This window comes from Amphritea pacifica, assembly GCF_016924145.1.
In the GTDB taxonomy this organism is placed as follows: Bacteria; Pseudomonadota; Gammaproteobacteria; order Pseudomonadales; family Balneatricaceae; genus Amphritea; species Amphritea pacifica.
Genome location: NZ_JAFFZO010000017.1, coordinates 58407 through 79892 on the forward strand (window position 1 = coordinate 58407; position 21486 = coordinate 79892).

The following is a 21486-nucleotide window of genomic DNA, read 5'->3' on the forward strand; positions in this document are numbered from 1 at the left end:
TTACTGATAACACAATATCTGTACAGTGAATTTAACCGCCGCGTCTGAAGCCGTTTCAAGACTCTTCTTCAGTGGCTGATAACGGTACTGAACATGCGAATGATCGAGAAAGCGGCGCATATATTCGGCACTCACAGCAAAATTAACATTCTGAGAAGTGGTCCCGGTCTTCGCCAGCATCATTGACTGATTCAGGCTGCTGGTGACCACCCCTACAGCATTCCCGTTATAGTCGATTAATGGTCCGCCACTATTACCTGGCTGCACAGGCGCCGAAAACTGCAGATTGGCCAACGCACCTTTCAAGCCTCCCAAAGAGCTGATGTTTCCCATTGTGAGACTGGGGTAATCCGCCATAATACTCCCAAGTGGATAGCCGGTAACAAATACACTCTGTCCCAGTGCCACATCATCGGAGGCATTAGCGGGGATGCTGGCAAAACGTGCCGGTTGCAGATCTGCCTGTAGTACTGCAAGGTCAAGAACCCTGCTAACCGCAACCCTGTTCGCCGGATAGTTTTGCCCGTGGTATCGCACTTCGGTTTTCAGACACTCATTTACGACATGAGCTGCCGTAAGCAACTGACCGGTGCTGTTTATAAAGAAACCTGTACCGTTGCCTGCGGGTTTCATCTCTCCCAACAGTTTATCAAAGTCAGCTGTTTGTCGTTCCTCATCACTAATAGGCTGCTGTAAATCATTATTCAGCCCTGCCATATGATTCAGAAACCGGTGTGTGGATTCTTTCAGGGCCTCAGCATAAATGCTGGTATAAGCTTCCTGCCATAAGTTTGCCCCGGTAACACTGGCATCCGTTGTGGTTTTAAACACCTCACTACCCTGACGATCAAGGTATGACGCTGTGACTGTCACCTTAAATGTGCCCCACAGATTCGAATAACCTGCCTCACTGCTAAGCTTGACCAGATAGCGAAAAGGCTGATCTTCAGCCAGTGGGCCGGCAACCGAGAAAAAATCTGGATAAACGATTTCTGCTGCTTTTTTAAATAAGGGCCCGGGATAAAATTTCCAACGGGAATAGCCGTCAGCCCCATACACTTCTCGCTGCAGATCTTCACGGGAAATATAGTAGGCGAGTGGCGCAGCCACCGGAAGTGTCAGACTATTATCAAGCTTTGTTGCAACCTGGACACTGGAAGCATCTTTTACCGGCGCAACCTCACAGCCAGCCAGCAGTAATGCAAGAGCAATAATCAGATATCGCATTAAAAAATCCTTTTAAAACTGAGAGTCAATAGCTGAAACTTTATCATACAAACAGCCTTGAACGATCATAAAAGCGTACCAAGCAGAATACATCAGCCGAAAATATTATCCCCCTGCTGATCAATCATCTGCTTAGCCTTACGGACCATCTCCTCTGCACAGCTCTCTTTGGATGACAGCATATCCGCGCGGATAAACCGATGGCTTTGCTCACCTTTGGTAATCAGCCCATTAACCCGATAACCGCCCTCTTCTCTAATCGGGGCAGGCGTTATAGTAAAACCCTGATACTCTTCAGATGGCAGACTTTCAGGCTGTTTAGAGCCACTATCCGCAGAGCTAAACATCGACTTGATAGATGAAAACAGACTCATAAAAACTCCTTAAGTATAGATATCTCCAGAATACCTGTAGAACCTGAGTTAACTCAATCTGCAGACACAAAAAAACCGCCAGCCGGCGGTTTTTTATCTAGCGGCTAGCAAGTGACAAAGTCACATCTAGCGACTGGAACAATCGCTAAGCGATTATTCCCAACCCGTCACTTCACGCAGACCGTCAGCGATCTGAGCCAGAGAGCGAACAGTCTTAACACCAGCAGCTTCCAGGGCAGCAAACTTCTCGTCTGCGGTACCTTTACCACCGGAGATGATCGCACCCGCATGACCCATACGCTTACCGGCAGGGGCAGTTACACCTGCGATATAAGATACGACAGGCTTAGTTACGTTTGCTTTGATGTAAGCAGCCGCTTCCTCTTCAGCTGAACCACCGATCTCACCGATCATAACAATCGCTTCGGTCTGTGGATCGTTCTGGAACATTTCCAGAATATCGATGAAGTTAGAACCCGGGATCGGGTCACCACCGATACCAACACAGGTAGACTGACCAAAACCAGCATCAGTCGTCTGCTTAACTGCTTCATAGGTCAGTGTGCCGGAACGGGACACGATACCCACTTTACCTGGCAGGTGAATGTGACCTGGCATGATACCGATCTTACACTCTCCCGGAGTGATAACACCCGGGCAGTTTGGTCCGATCAGGCGAACACCCAGGTTGTCACAAACGACTTTACACTCAAGCATATCCATAACCGGAATGTGCTCAGTGATACAGACGATCAGCTTGATACCGCCGTTCGCAGCTTCCAGGATAGAATCCTTACAGAATGCCGCTGGAACGTAGATAACAGAAGCGTCTGCACCGGTTGCTTCAACCGCTTCAGCGACAGTGTTAAACACCGGCAGACCCAGATGCTCAGTACCACCTTTACCCGGAGTAACACCACCAACCATCTTGGTGCCGTATGCGATAGCCTGTTCAGAGTGGAAGGTACCCTGGCCACCAGTGAAACCCTGACAGATTACTTTGGTGTCTTTATTAATCAGAACGGACATTATTATTTACCCTCCGCTGCTTTAACTGCCTGCTCAGCAGCATCAGTCAGACTGGTTGCTGCAATGATGTCCAGACCAGACTCAGACAGCAGTTTGGAGCCCAGTTCAGCATTGTTACCTTCCAGACGTACAACAACTGGTACGTTCACGCCTACCTCTTTAACTGCACCGATAATACCTTCTGCAATCAGATCGCAACGTACGATACCACCGAAGATGTTAACCAGTACGGCTTTAACCTTGTCGTCTTCAAGAATGATCTTGAACGCTTCGGTTACACGCTCTTTAGTCGCACCGCCGCCAACGTCCAGGAAGTTAGCCGGGAAGCCACCGTGCAGAGAGACGATATCCATCGTACCCATTGCCAGACCTGCACCGTTAACCATGCAACCGATGCTGCCATCCAGCGCTACGTAGTTCAGATCCCATTCAGCCGCGCGTGCTTCACGCTCGTCTTCCTGTGATGGATCTTCCATCGCCTGCAGATCTTTGTGACGGTATACAGCGTTACCATCGATCGCTACCTTAGCATCCAGACAGTGCAGGTTGCCTTCAGTCGTGATAACCAGAGGGTTGATTTCCAGCAGGGCCAGATCTTTTTCTTTGAACATCTTGGCCAGACCCAGGAAGATCTGAGTGAACTGCTTAATCTGAACGCCTTCCAGACCCAGTTTGAACGCCAGCTCGCGTGCCTGGTAAGGCTGCGCACCGGTCACCGGATCAATCGTAGCTTTCAGGATTTTTTCTGGCGTTTCTTCCGCAACTTTCTCGATCTCAACACCACCTTCAGTGGATGCCATGAACACGATACGACGTGAAGAGCGGTCAACAACCGCACCCAGATACAGCTCATTAGCGATATCAGTGCAGTCTTCAACTAAGATTTTGGAAACTGGCTGACCATTTGCGTCAGTCTGATAAGTGACCAGGTTTTTACCCAGCCAGTTCGCTGCGAAAGCCTGTGCTTCTGCAGGAGAGTCAACCAGCTTCACGCCACCGGCTTTACCACGTCCACCTGCGTGAACCTGAGTCTTAACAACCCACTTATCACCACCAATTTTCAGAGCCGCTTCAGCAGCAGCTTCAGGGGTATCTACCGCGATTCCTTTAGAAACCGGCAGACCATATTCGGCAAACAACTGTTTGCCCTGGTACTCATGAAGATTCATGCTCTAATCCGTCGTTTTTTCACACTTATTAGGACTCTGCAAAACGATATAGAGAAAGTATCTTTTTACAGCCCAATTGTTGCAGGTAATAAACAATCCACCCTCAACAATAATCGACCGGGGTTACCCGGTCGAAATTTCAAACTATTGTACAGCGATTAACGCTTTTTACGATTAGCCATATGGATAGCATGGCCATCGACAGCCAGTGCTGCTTCATGCACGGCTTCTGATACGGTTGGGTGCGCAAACACGGTCAACTGCAGATCTTCGGCAGTGGAGCCAAACTCCATCGCGATCGCAGCCTGTGCAATCAGCTCGGAAGCGATACCACCGACCATATGAACACCCAGGATGCGGTCAGTCGCCTCATCGGCGATCATCTTCACGAAACCATCGGTGTCATCAGCAGCCATCGCACGGCCAGATGCAGCAAATGGGAATTTACCCACTTTAATAGCAACACCTTCAGCTTTCAGCTCCTTCTCAGTCTTACCGACCCACGCCAGTTCAGGGTGCGTGTAGATAATGCTGGGAATCACATCATAGTTCATCTGCGCATGGTGACCGGCAATGATATCTGCAACCATAATCCCCTCTTCGGAGGCTTTGTGCGCCAGCATAGGACCACGAACGGAGTCACCGATAGCATAGACACCCGGCGCTTCTGTACGGCACTGACCATCAACGAAGATAAAACCTCGCTCATCCAGCTTAACGCCAGAATCATCGGACAACAGACCCTGAGTTTGTGGGCGACGACCCACTGCCACGATCAGTTTATCGACAACCAGTTCTTTAGCACCCTCAGCATCAGTATACTTCAGGGTAATCTCTTTGCCATTGATCTCAGTCCCGGTGCAGCGAGCCCCCAGTTTGATATCCAGCTTCTGCTTCTTAAAGATCTTAGCCGCTTCTTTAGCAACATCAGCGTCAGCCATGGCCAGGAACTCATCCATCGCTTCCAGAACGGTTACTTCAGTACCCAGACGCGCCCAGACAGAGCCCATCTCAAGACCGATAACACCCGCGCCAATAACACCCAGACGTTTAGGAGTTTCATCAATATTCAGTGCACCCGCGTTATCGAGAATCAATCCCTCGGTCAGCGGCGCTGGCGGAATTTCAACCGGTACAGATCCGGATGCCAGAATCACATTTTCAGCAGCATATACACTTACAGTGCCATCAGCAGCAGTCACCTGAACCTGCTTGTTGGCCAGCAGTTTACCCATACCCTGTAACAGGGTAACGCCGTTCGCTTTAAACAACCCGGTGATACCACCGGTCAGGTTGCCAACGATCTTATCTTTACGGGCAACCATCTTCTTAACATCCATGGTGACATCACCGGTCTGGATGCCGTGAACATCGGCGTGCTGAGTCTTATGGAACTGATGAGTTGACTCAAGCAGTGCTTTAGAGGGGATACAACCGACGTTCAGACAGGTACCACCCAGTACAGGTGCACCTTTATCATCTACCCACTTTTCAACGCACGCAGTTTTCAGACCCAACTGGGCAGCACGGATGGCGGCAACATATCCGCCAGGCCCTGCACCAATTACAATTACGTCAAATTTATCAGACATTTATTACCTACCTATCTATTCGTTCTAGTAAGGGACCGACTCAGACTTCTAAAAGCATACGTGCAGGGTCTTCCAGAAGGTCTTTAATAGTCACGAGGAATTGTACCGCTTCCTTACCATCAATCATACGATGGTCATAGGAGAGCGCCAGATACATCATTGGCAGAATCTCAACCTGACCATTTACCGCCATTGGGCGTTCCTGGATTTTGTGCATACCCAGAATAGCGGTTTGTGGCGGATTCAGGATCGGCGTAGACATCAGGGAACCAAACACGCCACCGTTGGTGATCGTGAAGGTACCGCCCTGCATATCATCCATACCCAGCTTACCATCACGACCACGCTTGCCAAAATCAGCAATAGTCGATTCAACATCAGCCAGAGTCATCGCATCAGTATCACGCAGAACCGGAACCATCAGGCCCCGTTCAGTTGAAACTGCGACACCGATATCCTGATAGCCGTGGTAAACCATATCATTACCATCGATTGAGGCATTGACAGCTGGAAAGCGCTTCAGCGCTTCAGTTGCCGCTTTAACGAAGAACGACATGAAGCCCAGACGAGTCCCGTTGTGGGTTTTCTCGAACAGGTCTTTATACTGCTTACGCAGCTCCATAACAGGCTTCATGTTGACTTCATTGTAGGTGGTCAACATTGCAGCATTTTGCTGGGCTTCCACCAGACGCTTGGCGATGGTAGCGCGCAGACGGGTCATCGGAACACGCTTTTCAACCCGCTCACCAGAAGCGATGTTCAGAGCAGCAGCATTATCGACCTTGACGGCTGCTGCAGGTGCTGCAGCGGGTTTATTTTTGAGGAAGTTAACCACATCCTCTTTAGTGATCCCGCCATTTTTACCCGTACCCGGAATCTGATTGGCATCCAGGCCGTTCTCTTCGATCAGCTTACGTGCCGCAGGACCGACTTTTTCGGCATCGGTAGTGGCTGATGCCTCAGCTGCAGGGGCTGCTGCAGCAGGCGCAGAGGCCGCTGCCGGAGCTGCAGATGCTGCCGCACCCGCTTCAAAGATCGCCAGGACCTCTTCACTCAGAACCGTGTCACCCTCGCCTTTAATGATCTCTTTGATCACACCATCGGCGGGTGCCACAACTTCCAGAACCACTTTATCAGTTTCAATATCAACGATCAGTTCATCGGTAGAACAAGCCTCACCAGGCTGTTTGTGCCAGGTCGCTACGGTACCGTCGGCTACAGATTCAGGGAAGGTCGGCGTTTTGATTTCGATTGACATGTCTTTTCCTTTCTCAGTGCTACTAACAGGCGCTCTTATCTGGCCTGTTAGCCATTGATTGCTTCATTAACCAGTTTTTCCTGCTGCTCAAGGTGTACAGAGATGTAACCTACGGCAGGCGCTGCAGCGTGTGGACGACCCACACCTTCCATATGAATCTTGTCATTGTGGCGAGCCAGAGCATGACGCATATGATGCTGAGAACAGTACCATGCACCCTGGTTCATTGGCTCTTCCTGACACCAGACGACCGATTCCAGGTTAGTGTATTCCTTGATCGCATCGAACATCTGATGTTCTGGGAACGGATACAACTGCTCGATACGTACAATGGCAACATCGTCTTTTTCCAGCTCAGCGCGACGGTTATACAGATCGTAATAGACCTTGCCGCTACACAGCACCAGACGCTTGACTTTCTTCGGATCCAACTGATTTGTTTCACCAATAACCGGCAGGAAACCACCGTCAGACAACTCTTCAAGCGATGAGACCGCTTGCTTATGTCGCAACAGACTCTTTGGTGTCATCACGACCAGAGGCTTACGCAGGGGCCGGACAATCTGACGTCGCAGCAGGTGGAAAATCTGCGCAGGAGTTGTAGGTACACAAACCTGAATATTATGTTCTGCACACAGCTGCAGGTAACGTTCCAGACGGGCTGAGGAGTGCTCAGGCCCCTGGCCTTCAAAGCCGTGCGGCAGCAGCATAGTCAGACCACACAGACGCGCCCACTTGTGTTCACCACTGGTAATAAACTGGTCAATAACAACCTGAGCACCGTTGGCAAAATCACCAAACTGGGCTTCCCAGATCACCAGTGCATTTGGCATAGTGGTGGCGTAACCATATTCAAATGCCAGCACCGCTTCCTCTGAGAGGAATGAGTCGTGCAGCGTCAGCCGGGGCTGATCCGCAGCGATATTTTTAAGCGGCTCAAAGACATTGCCACTACGCTGATCATGCAGCACTGCATGACGGTGAGAGAATGTCCCCCGCCCCACATCCTGACCGGTCAGACGTACCGGATATCCCTCCGCCAGAATTGAAGCATAGGCCAGTGACTCCGCCATACCCCAGTTCAGTTCCATTGCGCCGACGGCCATACGCTTACGGTCATCGTAAATTTTCTGAACCTGGCGCTGTACCTGGAAGCCTTCAGGGACTTCACAGATCTTAGTGCCCAGTTCCTGCAACAGTTTGAGATCAACACGGGTATCGCAATCAAACGACCACTCATGACCCAGGTAAGGAGCCCAGTCGACAAACAGTTCCTGATTGGGCTTCATCACCAGAGAGTGGGTTACGTGCTTACCATCTTCCAGATCTTTGCGGTAGTCCTGCTCCAGCTGCTTGCTCTGCTCTTCAGTGATCACGCCTTCGGCGATCAGTTGCTGAGCATAGAGTTCACGGGTGGATTTCTGAACCTTGATCTGCTTATACATCAGTGGCTGAGTGCCAGAGGGTTCATCCGCTTCGTTATGGCCACGGCGACGATAACAAACCAGATCAATCACGACATCTTTCTTAAACTCAGTACGGTAATCAACTGCCAGCTGAGTCACAAAGCGAACCGCTTCCGGGTCATCACCATTCACATGGAAGATAGGCGCCTGCACCATCTTAGCGATATCGGTACAGTATTCAGAGCTGCGGGAATCTTCCAGTTTGTTGGTGGTGAAACCCACCTGATTGTTGACCACAATATGGATAGTACCACCGGTCTTATAAGCACGGGTCTGAGACATCTGGAATGTCTCCATCACCACACCCTGACCAGCAAACGCCTGATCGCCGTGAATGTTAACCGGAAGAACGGTCGTGCCAACTGGGTCCTGACGACGATCCTGACGGGCCCGTACTGACCCCTCCACTACCGGCGCAGAGATCTCCAGGTGCGATGGGTTGAACGCCATCGCCAGATGCACTTCACCACCACCGGTCATAACGTTTGACGAAAAGCCCTGGTGGTATTTCACATCACCGGAGGTTTCCAGCGTCTTCTTGCCTTCAAACTCACCAAACAGCTCAGCCGGATTCTTACCGAAGATATTAACCAGCGTGTTTAAGCGTCCCCGGTGAGCCATACCGATAACAATCTCACGGGCACCCTGTTTACCCGCACGCTGAATCAGCGTGTTCAGGGATACAATCAGTGATTCACCGCCTTCAAGACCGAAGCGTTTAGCACCCGCGAAGCGCGAGCCGAGATATTTTTCCAGACCTTCAGCCGCTGTCAGCCGCTCAAGCACCATCATTTTGCGTTCAACATCAACAACCGGATGCGAGCGTACAGGCTCCAGACGAGACTGAATCCAGCGTTTTTCCTGAGTATCGACAATATGCATATACTCAGCACCCACTGTTGTACAGTAAGTCTTTTTGAGATCGTCAATAATCTGTTTCAGAGTCGCCTCTTCAGTACCGAAGAAGAGAGATCCTAACTGGAAAGTTGTATCAAAGTCAGCTTCAGAGAGTTCATGGAAGCGAGGATCAAGATCCGGCACAGGCTCACGCTGCATCAGATTCAACGGATCGATATTCGCTGCCTGATGGCCACGAACGCGATACGCATTGATCATCCGCAAAACACGAATCTGTTTCTTTTCATGCTCAGAACTCTGGCCACCGCCAGCAGCTGGCGCTGCACGACGCTGATTTTTAGCCAGATACAGGAAATGATCCTGAACCGTTGAATGAGGAACATCCTGGCTCAGGTTGTCGCCGACTTTAGGGAGTCGATCGAATTCTTCACGCCATTCCTGAGGAATCGCGTTGGGGTCCATCAGATAGGATTCATATAGCTGCTCAATGTAAGATAGGTTGCCACCGTATAGATGGGCATTCTTCCACATCAGCTCCATTATGCCTTCTTGCATTCTTGATCACCCTGGCTCAGGGGTACTATCGAAGTCCAGGATGCACCACGTCCTGTCCAACTGGCCTGTTCCGGCCGTCCCCTGTTTAGTTACCGTTTATAATATTTCACGTATATAGCCTGTTAGAGGTACAGGTTACGGGACGTGATTCTACGCTTTTTAAGGCGCAGTTTATATATCAATGCAGAGGGAATTCTAAAAAGTTTCCATACAAACAGATATAAGTCTTTTGACTAGTACCCCCATAACCACTGACGGGCACGCAGATAAAAGTCAAAAAAAAGCGGCTCCCATTGGGAGCCGCTTAGTTTGCAATCAGGTTGCTTGTGAAATCAACATGTTGCGGATCTTGCCAATTGCCTTGGTCGGGTTAAGTCCCTTAGGGCAAACGTTGACGCAGTTCATGATGCCATGGCAACGGAACACACTGAACGGATCATCAAGATCAGCCAGCCGTTCAGTTGTTGCAGTATCACGACTGTCAGCCAGGAACCGGTAGGCCTGCAGCAAACCGGAAGGACCGATAAACTTGTCAGGATTCCACCAGAAAGACGGACAGGCAGTTGAACAACAGGCACAGAGAATACACTCGTACAGACCATCCAGCTCAGCCCGCTCTTCCGGCGACTGCAGACGCTCGATAGCCGGCGGCGGAGTATCATTGATCAGGAACGGTTTGATCTTCTCGTACTGCTTGTAGAACTGGCTCATATCGACAACCAGATCACGGATAACCGGCAATCCTGGCAGTGGCCGCAGCACCAGATTGTCGTTTTCGACAACTTCGGACAGCGGTGTGATACAGGCCAGACCATTCAGACCGTTCATATTCATACCATCGGAACCACACACACCCTCACGGCATGAACGACGGTAACCCAGCGTCGGATCTTTATCTTTCAGCAGTTGCAACAGATCCAGCACCATGATGTCCTTACCACCCGGGATATCAATATGGATATCCTGCATGTATGGTGCATCATCGATTTCAGGATTATAGCGATATACACTTACCAGCATCGTAACAACCCCTTAGTAAGTTCGAACTTTTGGTGGAAATGCTTCGACTGTTTTCGGAGCAAAGTTAACATCACGCTTAGTGATCTCTTTGGTCTTCGGATCAAACAGTGAGTGGCACAACCAGTTTTCATCATCACGCTCGGTAAAGTCATTACGGGCATGCGCACCACGACTTTCCGTACGGGTCAGAGCTGCAATAGCCGTTGCTTCTGCAACTTCCATCAGGTTTTCCAGCTCCAGCGCTTCGATACGCGCAGTATTGAAAGACTGAGACTTATCTTCCAGATGCAGATTTTCCACCCGCTTGCGGATATCTTTCAGCATCTCCAGACCTTTCTCCATGCTTTCGCCTTCGCGGAACACACCAAAGTAAAGCTGCATGGTCTTCTGCAGTTCAGCACGAACCTCAGACACACTCTCACCACCGGTGGAGTTATTCAGGCGATTCAGACGCGCCATTGCGCGCTCAATATCAGCCTCAGAGGCATCATCAACGGAGTAACCCGCCGCCATCTGCTTCTCAATCTGAATACCCGCTGCCCGACCAAATACAACCAGATCAAGCAGAGAGTTACCACCCAGACGGTTCGCACCGTGCACAGATACACAGGCCACTTCACCACAGGCAAACAGACCATCAATAATCTGATCATTGCCATCCGCATCGCGACCAATCGCCTGACCACCAATATTGGTAGCAACACCACCCATCTGGTAGTGACAGGTAGGCACAACAGGGACAGGCTCTTTTACCGGATCCGCATGGGCAAACGTCTTAGACAGTTCACAGATACCTGGCAGACGGGAGTGCAACACTTCCTCACCCAGATGATCCAGTTTCAGATAGACGTGATCGCCATTCTCACCACAACCACGGCCTGCCAGAATCTCCAGCACCATAGAACGGGCAACAACGTCACGGCCAGCCAGGTCTTTAGCGTTCGGCGCATAACGCTCCATGAAACGTTCGCCATCCTTGTTGACCAGATAACCGCCTTCGCCACGACAACCTTCAGTCACCAGCACACCCGCACCGGCAATACCGGTTGGGTGGAACTGCCACATCTCCATATCCTGAGCAGGAACACCTGCACGCAGAGACATACCCATACCGTCACCGGTATTGATCAGAGCGTTAGTGGTCGACTGGAAGATACGTCCGGCACCGCCGGTCGCCAGCACAGTTGCCTTAGCTTTTACATAAACGGTTTCACCGGTTTCGATACAGATCGCGATAACACCGACAACAGCACCATCACCATTCTTAACCAGATCAACTGCATACCATTCGTTCAGGAATGTTGTACCGGCTTTCATATTCGCCTGGTACAGCGTGTGCAGCAATGCGTGACCGGTACGGTCAGCTGCAGCACAGGTACGGGCAGCCTGACCACCCTCACCGAAGTTTTTAGACTGACCACCGAAAGGACGCTGATAGATACGCCCCTCTTCAGTACGGGAGAAAGGCAGACCCATATGGTCCAGCTCAAATACCGCCTGAGGACCTACAGAACACATGTATTCGATAGCGTCCTGGTCACCGATATAGTCGGAACCCTTAACGGTATCGTACATGTGCCAGCGCCAGTCATCGTTCGGATCAGCACTGGCAATCGCACAGGTAATACCACCCTGGGCTGATACAGTGTGCGAACGGGTTGGAAATACTTTAGTAATACACGCGGTATTCAGGCCGCCCTGGGCCAGTTGCAGTGCCGCACGCATACCTGCGCCGCCACCACCAATAACAATACCATCAAAAGTCAGCGTACGTAGCTTGCTGCTCATTTTACACTCCCCACAGAATCTGAATGCCCCAAACGACGTAGATAAACGTCAGAAGACCACAAGCTGACTGGAACAAGAAGCGAAAGCCAGTTGGCTTAATGTAGTCAGTTGAGATTGACCACATTCCGATCCATGCGTGTGCCGCCATTGACAGCAGCGCCATCAGTGTAAAGATACGCATAGAGGTGCATTCGAATAGTTCTTTCCACTGCTGATAATCCAGATCCGGACTAAACAACATATACCCAATCATAAAGACTGTAAAAGCAAGCAGCACAACAGCAGTTACACGCTGGATCATCCAGTCATACAGCCCACTGCGGCCAAAACTTGTAATTGAAGTTACCATATCCATACTCCTGCCAGCAGAATAGAAACAGCAGAGACAACCAGAGTAACTTTGGCAGCCATCTTACCGCTTTCCAACTCTTCACAATGACCAAAATCCATCACCAGGTGTTTGATGCCGGCAAAGAAATGATACAGCAACGCTGAAACCAGTCCCCATGCGATCAGCCTCGCGAAGAAGCTCTCCGTCAGCATCTGCGCAGCAGCTTCAAAGCCCTGCTCAGACTCAAGAGACATTCCAAGTGCATACAGCATAAAGAACGCGCCAAAAAACAGCGCAAGCCCCGTCACACGGTGCAGTATGGAAGTGATAGCCGGAAGTGGCTGTTTAATAGTTCGTAGATCTAAGTTTACGGGTCTTTTCTCGTTCACGGCTCTTGTTCACACTTATGTTAAGCCCGATTGCAGGGCTAGGTTGTTGAAGGTAGTGTACAAAGACAAAGATAAGCACCTCGGTCCAGCGCCCGCACCCCATCCCGAAATGAGGAATGCAAGCTGGGGACGGAGTATACCAGCAAATTGTCGCAATACAATTAATCAACACCGAATCTAAGTCTATTGTCTAGTGTTTTTTTTATCTGACACCCGGCCTGAACTGCCTACAACTAAATGATTATTCAGCTTATTTCAGTTTCCTGATAAACCTGTTCTTAAGCATATAATACCTTTGCTGCATTGCAGTAAAACCTGGCTCGTTTGAATTGACAAACGCATTCAACGCTCTATAGTGTCAGGGTCCTATTTCGAGCTAAAACTCATATATTGTGACTGAGATAAAGGGCTGCGAGTGCTGACAGGTTTAACTGCAAACCCTGCTGTAGCGACAGATCACCCTTCAACAATTTATAAAGTCATTCAGATTAAACAGAAATGATAGGAGCCTATAATGGCTGACAAGAAAGCACGCTTAACAGTCGACGGTATCGACGAGGTTTTTGAACTGCCGGTATATTCCGGAACAATGGGACCTGATGTTATAGATGTACGCGCTCTGACAAGTAAAGGCCTGTTCACATATGATCCGGGCTTCGTTTCTACTGCAGCTTGTGACTCTGCCATTACCTATATAGATGGCGGCAACGGTGTCCTGTTGCATGGCGGTTATCCCATTGAGCAACTGGCAGAAAAATCTGACTACCTGGAAGTATGCTACCTGCTGCTGAACGGCGAACTGCCGACACCTGAGCAGAAAGCAACATTTGTTGCCACCGTTAAGAACCACACCATGGTTCACGAACAGATGCTGCATTTCTTTAACGGCTTCCGCCGCGACGCTCACCCGATGGCAATCATGGTCGGTGTTGTCGGTGCACTGTCAGCGTTCTACCACGACTCTCTGGACATCGACGATGCCCACCACCGTGAAGTCTGCGCATACCGCCTTATCGCTAAAATGCCTACTATCGCTGCGATGTGTTACAAATACAGCATCGGCCAGCCATTCCAGTATCCGCGTAATGATCTGGATTATGCAGACAACTTCCTGCAGATGATGTTTGGCAATCCATGCCAGGACTATGTAACCAATCCCGTGCTGGCTAAAGCGATGGATAAGATCTTCCTGCTGCATGCCGACCATGAGCAGAATGCATCGACCTCTACCGTACGTCTGGCTGGCTCATCTGGCGCCAACCCATTTGCCTGTATCGCATCCGGTATCGCCGCCCTTTGGGGGCCTGCTCACGGCGGCGCCAACGAAGCTGTTCTGACAATGCTCAATGAGATTGGTGATGAGTCCAATATCGAAGAGTTCATTAAGCGCGCCAAAGACCCGGATGACTCCTTCCGCCTGATGGGCTTCGGTCACCGTGTTTACCGTAACTTTGACCCGCGGGCCAAAGTTATGAAGCAGACCTGTGATGAAGTTCTGGCCGAGCTGGGGATTGAAAACGATCCTCTGTTGAAGATCGCTAAGCGGCTTGAGCAGATCGCCCTGGAAGATGATTACTTCGTAGAGCGCAAGCTCTACCCGAATGTAGACTTCTATTCAGGCATCATTCTGAAAGCGGTTGGTATTCCAACCAATATGTTCACGGTGATTTTCGCCCTGTCACGCACTATCGGCTGGATCTCGCACTGGAGCGAATTCCACAGCAGCCCGAACAAGATCGGACGTCCACGTCAGCTATATACCGGGCCTGCCAAGCGGGACTACCCTACCAAGTAAACCCCAGAGCAAAAAATAAAAAAGCCGCTCCTGAAGCGGCTTTTTTTTGCCTGACACACTCTCAATGAATAAACCAGGCAGCTTTATTGAATTTTTTTCACGCAGCAAACTAGTCAATACGCTTAACTTCATACTAATATCCATACATGGGTAGGGGGATTTAAACAGCAATCTGCAAAAGGCGATGACTATGCGGCTTCCCACCCCTGTTTACGAAAGTTTGCCCTATCTCTACTTTGCCATATGCTCACTTCTGGCAATTGGATATCACCAAAGCCCGGCAATGCTAATTGCAGCACTGCTACTCTATCTCTGCGGTAGTGTCATCTGGGTTATGCGTTCAAACTACCGTCGCCGGGACCGCCGGGAACACCGCCTTCTTCTCAGCCAGATATCCAGAGGCAATGTTGAAGGCTACGCCCCGGAGTGGCTGTATGAGAGCCTGCCCTTCGCCTATCTGGCAGGCGGCGTAACCTGCTATACCCTGGTAGAAAACCCTCTGGGCTTTGTCAGCGGCACACTACTGGTACTGGCAGGTCTGATTGTCCTGAGAATCAGAATACACTGCAGACATGAGCTCAATTCTTCAGTCTCCAGGATATAAAAAAGGCAGCGGTGGCATTCACCAGAATGCCACCGCTGCCTTGTATTAACCCGCCCTGATCAGATCGACCGGCCACTGATGTGGAACCGTCGGCCCGCAAGATCCGAATCAGACTGAGGGCTCAATCGACAGATACGGATTCGATATTGTGAATCGACAGGTCTGCACCGTTAAACTCCTGCTCTTCATCCAACCGAAGCCCCATCACAACCTTAATCGCACCATAAACAATCACACCACCTAGCACGGCAATAGCAATCCCTAACAGAGTGCCCACAACCTGCGTAGTGAGACTGACACCGCCCAACCCGCCCAGCGAGACCGAACCAAAGATACCTGCCGCAATACCACCCCAGGCACCACAGAGACCATGCAGCGGCCACACCCCCAGCACATCATCAATCTTCCAACGATTCTGCACCACGGTAAACATCCAGACAAACAGTGCGCCGGCAATTCCACCGATCATCAGCGCCCCAATGGGATGCACAATATCTGAACCGGCACAGATCGCTACCAGCCCCGCCAAAGGACCGTTATGGATAAAACCAGGGTCATTTTTACCCAGTAACAGAGAAACAATGATACCGCCGACCATCGCCATCAAACTGTTAACCGCTACCAGACCGGAGATTCCATCCAGGGTCTGGGCAGACATCACATTAAATCCAAACCAGCCAATACAAAGAATCCATGCCCCCAGCGCCAGAAAAGGGATGTTAGAGGGAGGAAAAGCGACCAGTTTACCGCTTCTGTACCGCCCTTTGCGGATGCCCAGCATAATGACCGCTACCAATCCCAGCCAGCCCCCAACACCATGCACCACAACAGAGCCGGCAAAGTCATGGAAAGCAGCACCAAAGGTAGCCTCCATCCAGTCCTGAATGCCGTAATTACCATTCCAGATGATGCCTTCAAAAAACGGATAGACAAAAGCCACGATCAGCGAGGATGCAATCAGGAAAGGCCAGAATTGTGCCCGCTCCGCAATACCACCGGAGACAATTGCCGGAATCGCCGCCGCAAAGGTCATCAGGAAAAAGAACTTCACCAGCTCATAACCATTCCCCTGGGCCAGGGTTTGCGCATCCTGAAAGAAGGTCACATCGTACGCAACCCAATAACCTATAAAAAAATAGGCGACTGCGGAGAAGCCAAAGTCGGTCATAATTTTAACCAGCGCATTCACCTGGTTTTTCTGACGCACGGTACCCACTTCAAGAAAGGCAAAGCCAGCATGCATGGCAAACACCATGATGGCGCCCATCAGAATAAACAACGTATTTGAACTCTGAACCAGCGTTTCTACGGCACTATTAACACTTTCCACGAAGACCTCCTGCAAAATAACGCACTCTTTTAATGCCAATCCTTAATCAATGGCACACTTATGGTGCGTTTATTAATTATTTGAACAATCAGAACATGTCGTCAATCATCTCTATCAACCATATACAGAGAGATCGACAGAATCCGCTCACTATTGCTCCAGAAATGTGCGTTTTTACAAGCAGATAATGTGCCAATACACAAACATGCACCACTTGAACGCAAAATATCCGCACCAAAAAAAACCACCTTCCGGTGGTTTTAATCGATGTCTTGCTGTTAATCCCTCGCCACTGATTGCATCACAGCGCTGAAATTTCAAAACACTGGTGAATCTTACTACTGCGTTTAAAATCAAGATCGATCGATTTACGGGTAATATCCACCACCCGATAACGCTCTGCCAGTTGTGGATCAATTTTAAAGCGGCGGTAGTTATTGGAAAAGATCAGCTTACCCTCCGGGCGCAACAACCCCATTGCCAGACTGATCAGCTCAACATGGTCCCGCTGCACATCCAGCACATCGTGCATCCGTTTTGAGTTAGAGAATGTCGGCGGATCAAGAAAGATCAGATCATAGCCCTCCCCCTTCTGCGCTTTTAACCACCGGATACAGTCCTCCTGAATAAAGTGATTACGCGCTTCTGAGAAGCCGTTTAAAGCAAAGTTTTTCTTCGCCCAGTTCAGGTAGGTTGCCGACATATCAATACTGGTGGTGGAACGGGCGCCACCCTGAGCAGCGTGAAGTGATGCCGTCGCGGTATAGCAGAACAGATTAAGAAAATCCTTTCCTTTCGCTTCCTGTTGAATCTGCATGCGCACCGGACGGTGATCAAGAAACAGACCGGTATCGAGATAGTCTTCCAGATTAACCAGAATCCGGCAGCCACCCTCTGTGATATCGATAAAGTGCGCTGTCTGATCCTGTTTTTCATACTGACTGCTCCCCTGCTGACGGCGACGCTGCTTCAGAACTACGTGGGCAGCAGGCACTCCCAGCACTGATGGCAGCACAGCGACAATCTCCTGCAGGCGGGCAAACGCTTTCACCACATCAACACTTTTCGGTGCCTGGTATTCCTGCACATGCACCCAGTCATCGTAGATATCGATGGCAGCAGAATATTCCGGCAAATCAGCATCATATAAACGGTAGCAGGTTATCTCCTGCCGCCTTGCCCATTTACCCAACTGCTTGAAGTTTTTCCTCAACCGGTTAGCCAGCATCTGAGCGCCATCACTCAGTTCGACCGGTGCCGCATCTGCAACGGCGGGCTCGCGATTATCAGGTTGGCCTTCCATCAGCCCCTCAGACTCCGCTAACTCAGCTTCTTGCCGCGCCCGGATATTAAAGATCTGCAACTGACTGGGAATCGCTCCGTTATATAACTTATAGGTTTTATCCGCTGCCAGTTTCATCATCCGGCAGAGTTCCGGATTACCGGTAAATACCGCCGCCTGCCAGCCAGCAAATTCCGCTTTAAGGCGCTCCCCCAGATGTTGATACAGAAAGAACAGCGTTGGCTCATCCCCAAGACGCTCGCCATACGGCGGATTAGTCACCACCAACCCCTGGGCGTCGGTCGCCGGGTGGGACAGTCGCGACAACTCCCTGCGCTCAAGATGAATCAGCCCCTCAACACCAGCCCTGCGAGCATTATCCCGCGCGATATTGAGAACTTTGGCGTCGGCATCAAAGCCTTCGAAGCGACTGCTGACAACTTTCAGCCCCGCCTCCCGACGCTGCTGCGCCTCTTCAACCAGTGATTTCCATAACGAGCTGTTGTGCTGTGTCCAGTAAGTAAAACCGTAATCCCGGCGCAGCAGACCCGGGGCGATATCAGCCGCCATCAGCACCCCTTCGATAAGCAGGGTTCCGGAACCACACATCGGGTCCAGTAACGCTTGCCCCTGGGCCGCTTTTTCCGGCCAGCCACAGCGGTATAGCAATGCAGCAGCCAGGTTCTCTTTCATCGGTGCCGAACCAGACTGCAGACGGTACCCCCGACGATGAAGACTGTCACCGGAAATATCGACGGCGATCGTTGCTTCACCGCGCTGCAGGTGAACATTGACTCTCAGATCCGGCTTCAGCCGATCAACAGAGGGGCGCCGTCCGGTTTCATCGCGAATCTGATCAACAATGGCATCTTTAACTTTCTGTGCACCAAAGCGACTGTGATTAATCCCTTCAGACTGCCCGGTAAAGTCGATTGTCAGCGTTCCCTCAGGGCGCATATGCTCAAGCCATTTGAGCTGTTGCACACCCTGATATAACTGATCGGCCGTCTCAGCAGGACAGCGCTGCAGCTCGAGCAGAATACGATTGGCTACCCGCGACCATAAACAGGCACGATAGGCGGCTTCAAGTCCGCCAGAAAAGTAGACCCCCGCCAGGGTTTGTTTCGGCGCGTCAACATTCAGGGCCTGAAGTTCATCAAACAGAACAGGCTCCAGCCCTTTTGGACAGGTAGCAAAGAATTTCATACTCAGGGAATACCTCATTTAAGAACGGGCATATTAACGGCAAACGCTTTTAAGACCAATGACTAAGATGCAAATTCAAAAAAAACTACAGTAAAGTGAATTTTTTTCATTGAGGTGTCGCTGTTTCAAAACCCCTGTGCAAGCTATTGAAGTAATGATCTTTTTGCAGATGCTTCCATGACATTTTTATTAAAAAACGATTCCTGATACTTTTTTTTAATTACACACCCGATGGTGTTTGCGCCATTGTGGATTTCTGTGAAGTTCACAATGTAAACAGTTAACACACAAACCACAGGAGCAATTGAGTCACAGTAAACCGGATTACTGAGACGCCAGGGAAGCCGAAAATGTTATGAGTTTGTCTTGTAGCTGTGTTTCGCACCAATGGCCGTGGTATCAGTAGTCTGCCTGAAAATATTAAGAACTAAATAGAGGCGTCTTTTATGAAGAGACAAAAACGTGATCGTTCTTCAGTACTTTTCAACCGCGGCTTTACCGCCGGACTCGTAGGTAAATCTAAAGACGAGTGTCCAGTCACAATCGGAGACCTCAGAACCCACTGGATGAGTGGATGGCGTGAAGGTCGTGAAGCACATTGGAATGGTCAGTCGGGTGTCTCGGCTATAAACATTAATCCATCTTTGCATTAACCGAACCACTGAAAACAATAATTGTGGAAAGAACATAAACAGGAAAGGCTCCTTCGGGAGCCTTTCTTACATTTGGCCGTTCGGGCCTTAGTCACTCTCACCCAAACATCGGACATCTGAACATCAGATATCGGCACATGGGTCGCTGACCTGCTTGTCAGGCTTTTCTTTCAAGCTCAGCAATCGCTTTTACCGACTCAGAAATCAATTCAGGGCCGCGATAGATAAAACCCGTGTATACCTGAACCAGTGAAGCCCCCGCCTCAATCTTTTCTGCCGCATCAAAGCCATTAGTAATTCCGCCCACACCGATAATCGGCAAAGCACCGTCCAGTTCACGGGCCAGGATACGGATAGCCTTAGTGGCAGCATTACGTACCGGTACACCACTCAGCCCCCCGGCTTCCTGTGACACCGGAAACTCCTCAACACCGGCACGGGAAAGAGTAGTGTTAGTGGCAATGACACCATCGATCTCATAGGATTTGAGTGAAGCGGCCACCAGGACAAACTCCTCTTCACTCATATCAGGGGCAATCTTAACCGCTATCGGTACATACTTCCCATGCAGCCGGGCCAGATGAGCCTGCTCCGTCTTGAGTGCCGCCAACAGCTCATTCAGCGTGTCCCCAAACTGTAATGTCCGCAGCCCGGGGGTATTGGGAGAGGAAACGTTAACCGTAATATAACTTGCCCGGTCGTACACTTTACGCATACAGATCAGATAATCATCGATAGCCTGCTCTACCGGGGTATCAAAGTTTTTACCAATATTGATACCCAGAATGCCCTCAAAACGGCTCTTTTCAATATTTTTCAGCAGTGCGTCAACACCCTGATTATTAAATCCCATTCGGTTGATTATCGCCTGGCGTTCAGGGATCCGGAACAAACGGGGCTGGGGGTTTCCCGGCTGCGGTCGTGGTGTAACCGTCCCCACTTCAACAAAACCGAATCCGAGTGACGCCATACCATCTATAGCAATGCCGTTCTTATCCAGTCCAGCAGCCAGGCCAACCGGGTTCGGGAACTTAATCCCCATCACCTCTACGGGCTGACTGATCGTTTTAAAGCGAAACAGTGAGTTCAATCCGATACTGGCCATCAGGTTAAGGCTGTTCAGTGACAGGTCATGGGCCGTTTCAGGATCCAGTTTAAACAACAAAGATCGGGCAGCTTGATAGAGCATGGGATACCACAAGTCAAATTAAAGTGCGGGCATTATATGCAAAGCCGTCGGCGCTGTAAAAAAATCAGAGCCGTTCGATGCTACTGAATTTTCCCGCGTCAGTATATGAGATACGAAAACTCCCCTGAATTCCGTTATGCAACAGATAGGGTTGCAGCAATGAAGATGGAAATCTGACCCGCCGGCCATCACGACTGGTAGCCACAACATCCCTTGCCTGAGATGTGTAATGAGCCAGATACTGCTCCTGGGTTAAGTGTATATCGACAATAATCTGTTGCATAAGTGGTTCTTAAAGAGACTGGCCCAATGGATATATGGCTTTCTGCGTTATTCTACTGCCGCTGCAGGCAGGCTGCCAGCATATCCGT

At 50.2% G+C, this 21486-nt stretch carries 18 protein-coding genes; 3 read left to right on the plus strand and 15 right to left on the minus strand.

Features of this window, described 5'->3' with window-relative positions:
* The 11 genes from JW499_RS11335 to sdhC all read right to left on the minus strand — a co-directional run bounded on the left by JW499_RS11335 (position 1) and on the right by sdhC (position 13056).
* A complete protein-coding gene (locus JW499_RS11335; protein ID WP_205210706.1) occupies positions 1-1227 on the minus strand; it encodes a S1C family serine protease in 1227 nt (408 codons plus the stop codon).
* 92 nt (positions 1228-1319) lie between these two features.
* Positions 1320-1601: an HlyU family transcriptional regulator gene (locus JW499_RS11340; protein ID WP_205210707.1), complete on the minus strand. Its 282-nt coding sequence runs from the start codon at positions 1599-1601 to the stop codon at positions 1320-1322.
* Positions 1602-1754: 153 nt separating this feature from the next.
* On the minus strand, positions 1755-2630 hold the full coding sequence (gene sucD, locus JW499_RS11345) for a succinate--CoA ligase subunit alpha (RefSeq protein ID WP_091358072.1): 876 nt from the start codon (positions 2628-2630) through the stop codon (positions 1755-1757).
* 2 nt (positions 2631-2632) lie between these two features.
* Positions 2633-3799, minus strand: a complete 1167-nt coding sequence (gene sucC / locus JW499_RS11350) for an ADP-forming succinate--CoA ligase subunit beta (protein ID WP_205210708.1) — start codon at positions 3797-3799, stop codon at positions 2633-2635.
* 158 nt (positions 3800-3957) lie between these two features.
* Positions 3958-5391: a dihydrolipoyl dehydrogenase gene (gene lpdA, locus JW499_RS11355; protein WP_205210709.1), complete on the minus strand. Its 1434-nt coding sequence runs from the start codon at positions 5389-5391 to the stop codon at positions 3958-3960.
* A 40-nt stretch (positions 5392-5431) separates the two neighbouring features.
* Positions 5432-6649, minus strand: a complete 1218-nt coding sequence (gene odhB / locus JW499_RS11360) for a 2-oxoglutarate dehydrogenase complex dihydrolipoyllysine-residue succinyltransferase (protein ID WP_205210710.1) — start codon at positions 6647-6649, stop codon at positions 5432-5434.
* 47 nt (positions 6650-6696) lie between these two features.
* Positions 6697-9528 carry a 2-oxoglutarate dehydrogenase E1 component gene (locus JW499_RS11365; protein ID WP_205210711.1) on the minus strand — a complete coding sequence of 944 codons (2832 nt, stop codon included), beginning with the start codon at positions 9526-9528 and terminating at the stop codon, positions 6697-6699.
* A 315-nt stretch (positions 9529-9843) separates the two neighbouring features.
* Positions 9844-10548: a succinate dehydrogenase iron-sulfur subunit gene (locus JW499_RS11370; protein WP_205210712.1), complete on the minus strand. Its 705-nt coding sequence runs from the start codon at positions 10546-10548 to the stop codon at positions 9844-9846.
* A gap of 12 nt (positions 10549-10560) precedes the next feature.
* Positions 10561-12336 (minus strand): succinate dehydrogenase flavoprotein subunit, encoded by a 1776-nt coding sequence (gene sdhA / locus JW499_RS11375; RefSeq protein WP_205210713.1) that lies wholly within the window; start codon positions 12334-12336, stop codon positions 10561-10563.
* 1 nt (position 12337) lies between these two features.
* Positions 12338-12685: a succinate dehydrogenase, hydrophobic membrane anchor protein gene (sdhD, locus tag JW499_RS11380; RefSeq protein WP_205210714.1), complete on the minus strand. Its 348-nt coding sequence runs from the start codon at positions 12683-12685 to the stop codon at positions 12338-12340.
* The gene (sdhC, locus tag JW499_RS11385; protein ID WP_091358052.1) at positions 12679-13056 is read right to left on the minus strand and encodes a succinate dehydrogenase, cytochrome b556 subunit; all 378 of its coding nucleotides are present in this window, start codon (positions 13054-13056) and stop codon (positions 12679-12681) included. The genes sdhD and sdhC overlap by 7 nt, the downstream gene beginning before the upstream one ends.
* Before the next feature lie 514 nt (positions 13057-13570).
* On the opposite strand from sdhC, the gene gltA reads away from it, so the two are divergent.
* Together gltA and JW499_RS11395 are read left to right on the plus strand one after the other, a co-directional pair.
* On the plus strand, positions 13571-14851 hold the full coding sequence (gene gltA / locus JW499_RS11390) for a citrate synthase (protein WP_205210715.1): 1281 nt from the start codon (positions 13571-13573) through the stop codon (positions 14849-14851).
* A 190-nt stretch (positions 14852-15041) separates the two neighbouring features.
* Complete coding sequence (locus JW499_RS11395) at positions 15042-15455, plus strand: hypothetical protein (RefSeq protein WP_139203184.1); 414 nt, start codon at positions 15042-15044, stop codon at positions 15453-15455.
* Between the two features lie 121 nt (positions 15456-15576).
* On the opposite strand, the gene JW499_RS11400 is transcribed toward JW499_RS11395, so the two are convergent.
* Together JW499_RS11400 and rlmKL are read right to left on the minus strand one after the other, a co-directional pair.
* Positions 15577-16785 (minus strand): ammonium transporter, encoded by a 1209-nt coding sequence (locus JW499_RS11400; RefSeq protein ID WP_205210716.1) that lies wholly within the window; start codon positions 16783-16785, stop codon positions 15577-15579.
* Positions 16786-17086: 301 nt separating this feature from the next.
* The gene (gene rlmKL / locus JW499_RS11405) at positions 17087-19273 is read right to left on the minus strand and encodes a bifunctional 23S rRNA (guanine(2069)-N(7))-methyltransferase RlmK/23S rRNA (guanine(2445)-N(2))-methyltransferase RlmL (RefSeq protein WP_205210717.1); all 2187 of its coding nucleotides are present in this window, start codon (positions 19271-19273) and stop codon (positions 17087-17089) included.
* Between the two features lie 446 nt (positions 19274-19719).
* Here rlmKL and rmf point away from each other — a divergent pair, with 446 nt between their 5' ends.
* Positions 19720-19926, plus strand: coding sequence for a ribosome modulation factor (rmf, locus tag JW499_RS11410; RefSeq protein ID WP_091358036.1), 207 nt, complete (start codon positions 19720-19722; stop codon positions 19924-19926).
* A gap of 157 nt (positions 19927-20083) precedes the next feature.
* On the opposite strand, the gene JW499_RS11415 is transcribed toward rmf, so the two are convergent.
* Both JW499_RS11415 and JW499_RS11420 read right to left on the minus strand, forming a co-directional pair.
* Positions 20084-21115 (minus strand): quinone-dependent dihydroorotate dehydrogenase, encoded by a 1032-nt coding sequence (locus JW499_RS11415; RefSeq protein WP_205210718.1) that lies wholly within the window; start codon positions 21113-21115, stop codon positions 20084-20086.
* A gap of 64 nt (positions 21116-21179) precedes the next feature.
* Positions 21180-21398: a DUF2835 domain-containing protein gene (locus tag JW499_RS11420; protein WP_091358031.1), complete on the minus strand. Its 219-nt coding sequence runs from the start codon at positions 21396-21398 to the stop codon at positions 21180-21182.
* Positions 21399-21486: the final 88 nt, after the last annotated feature.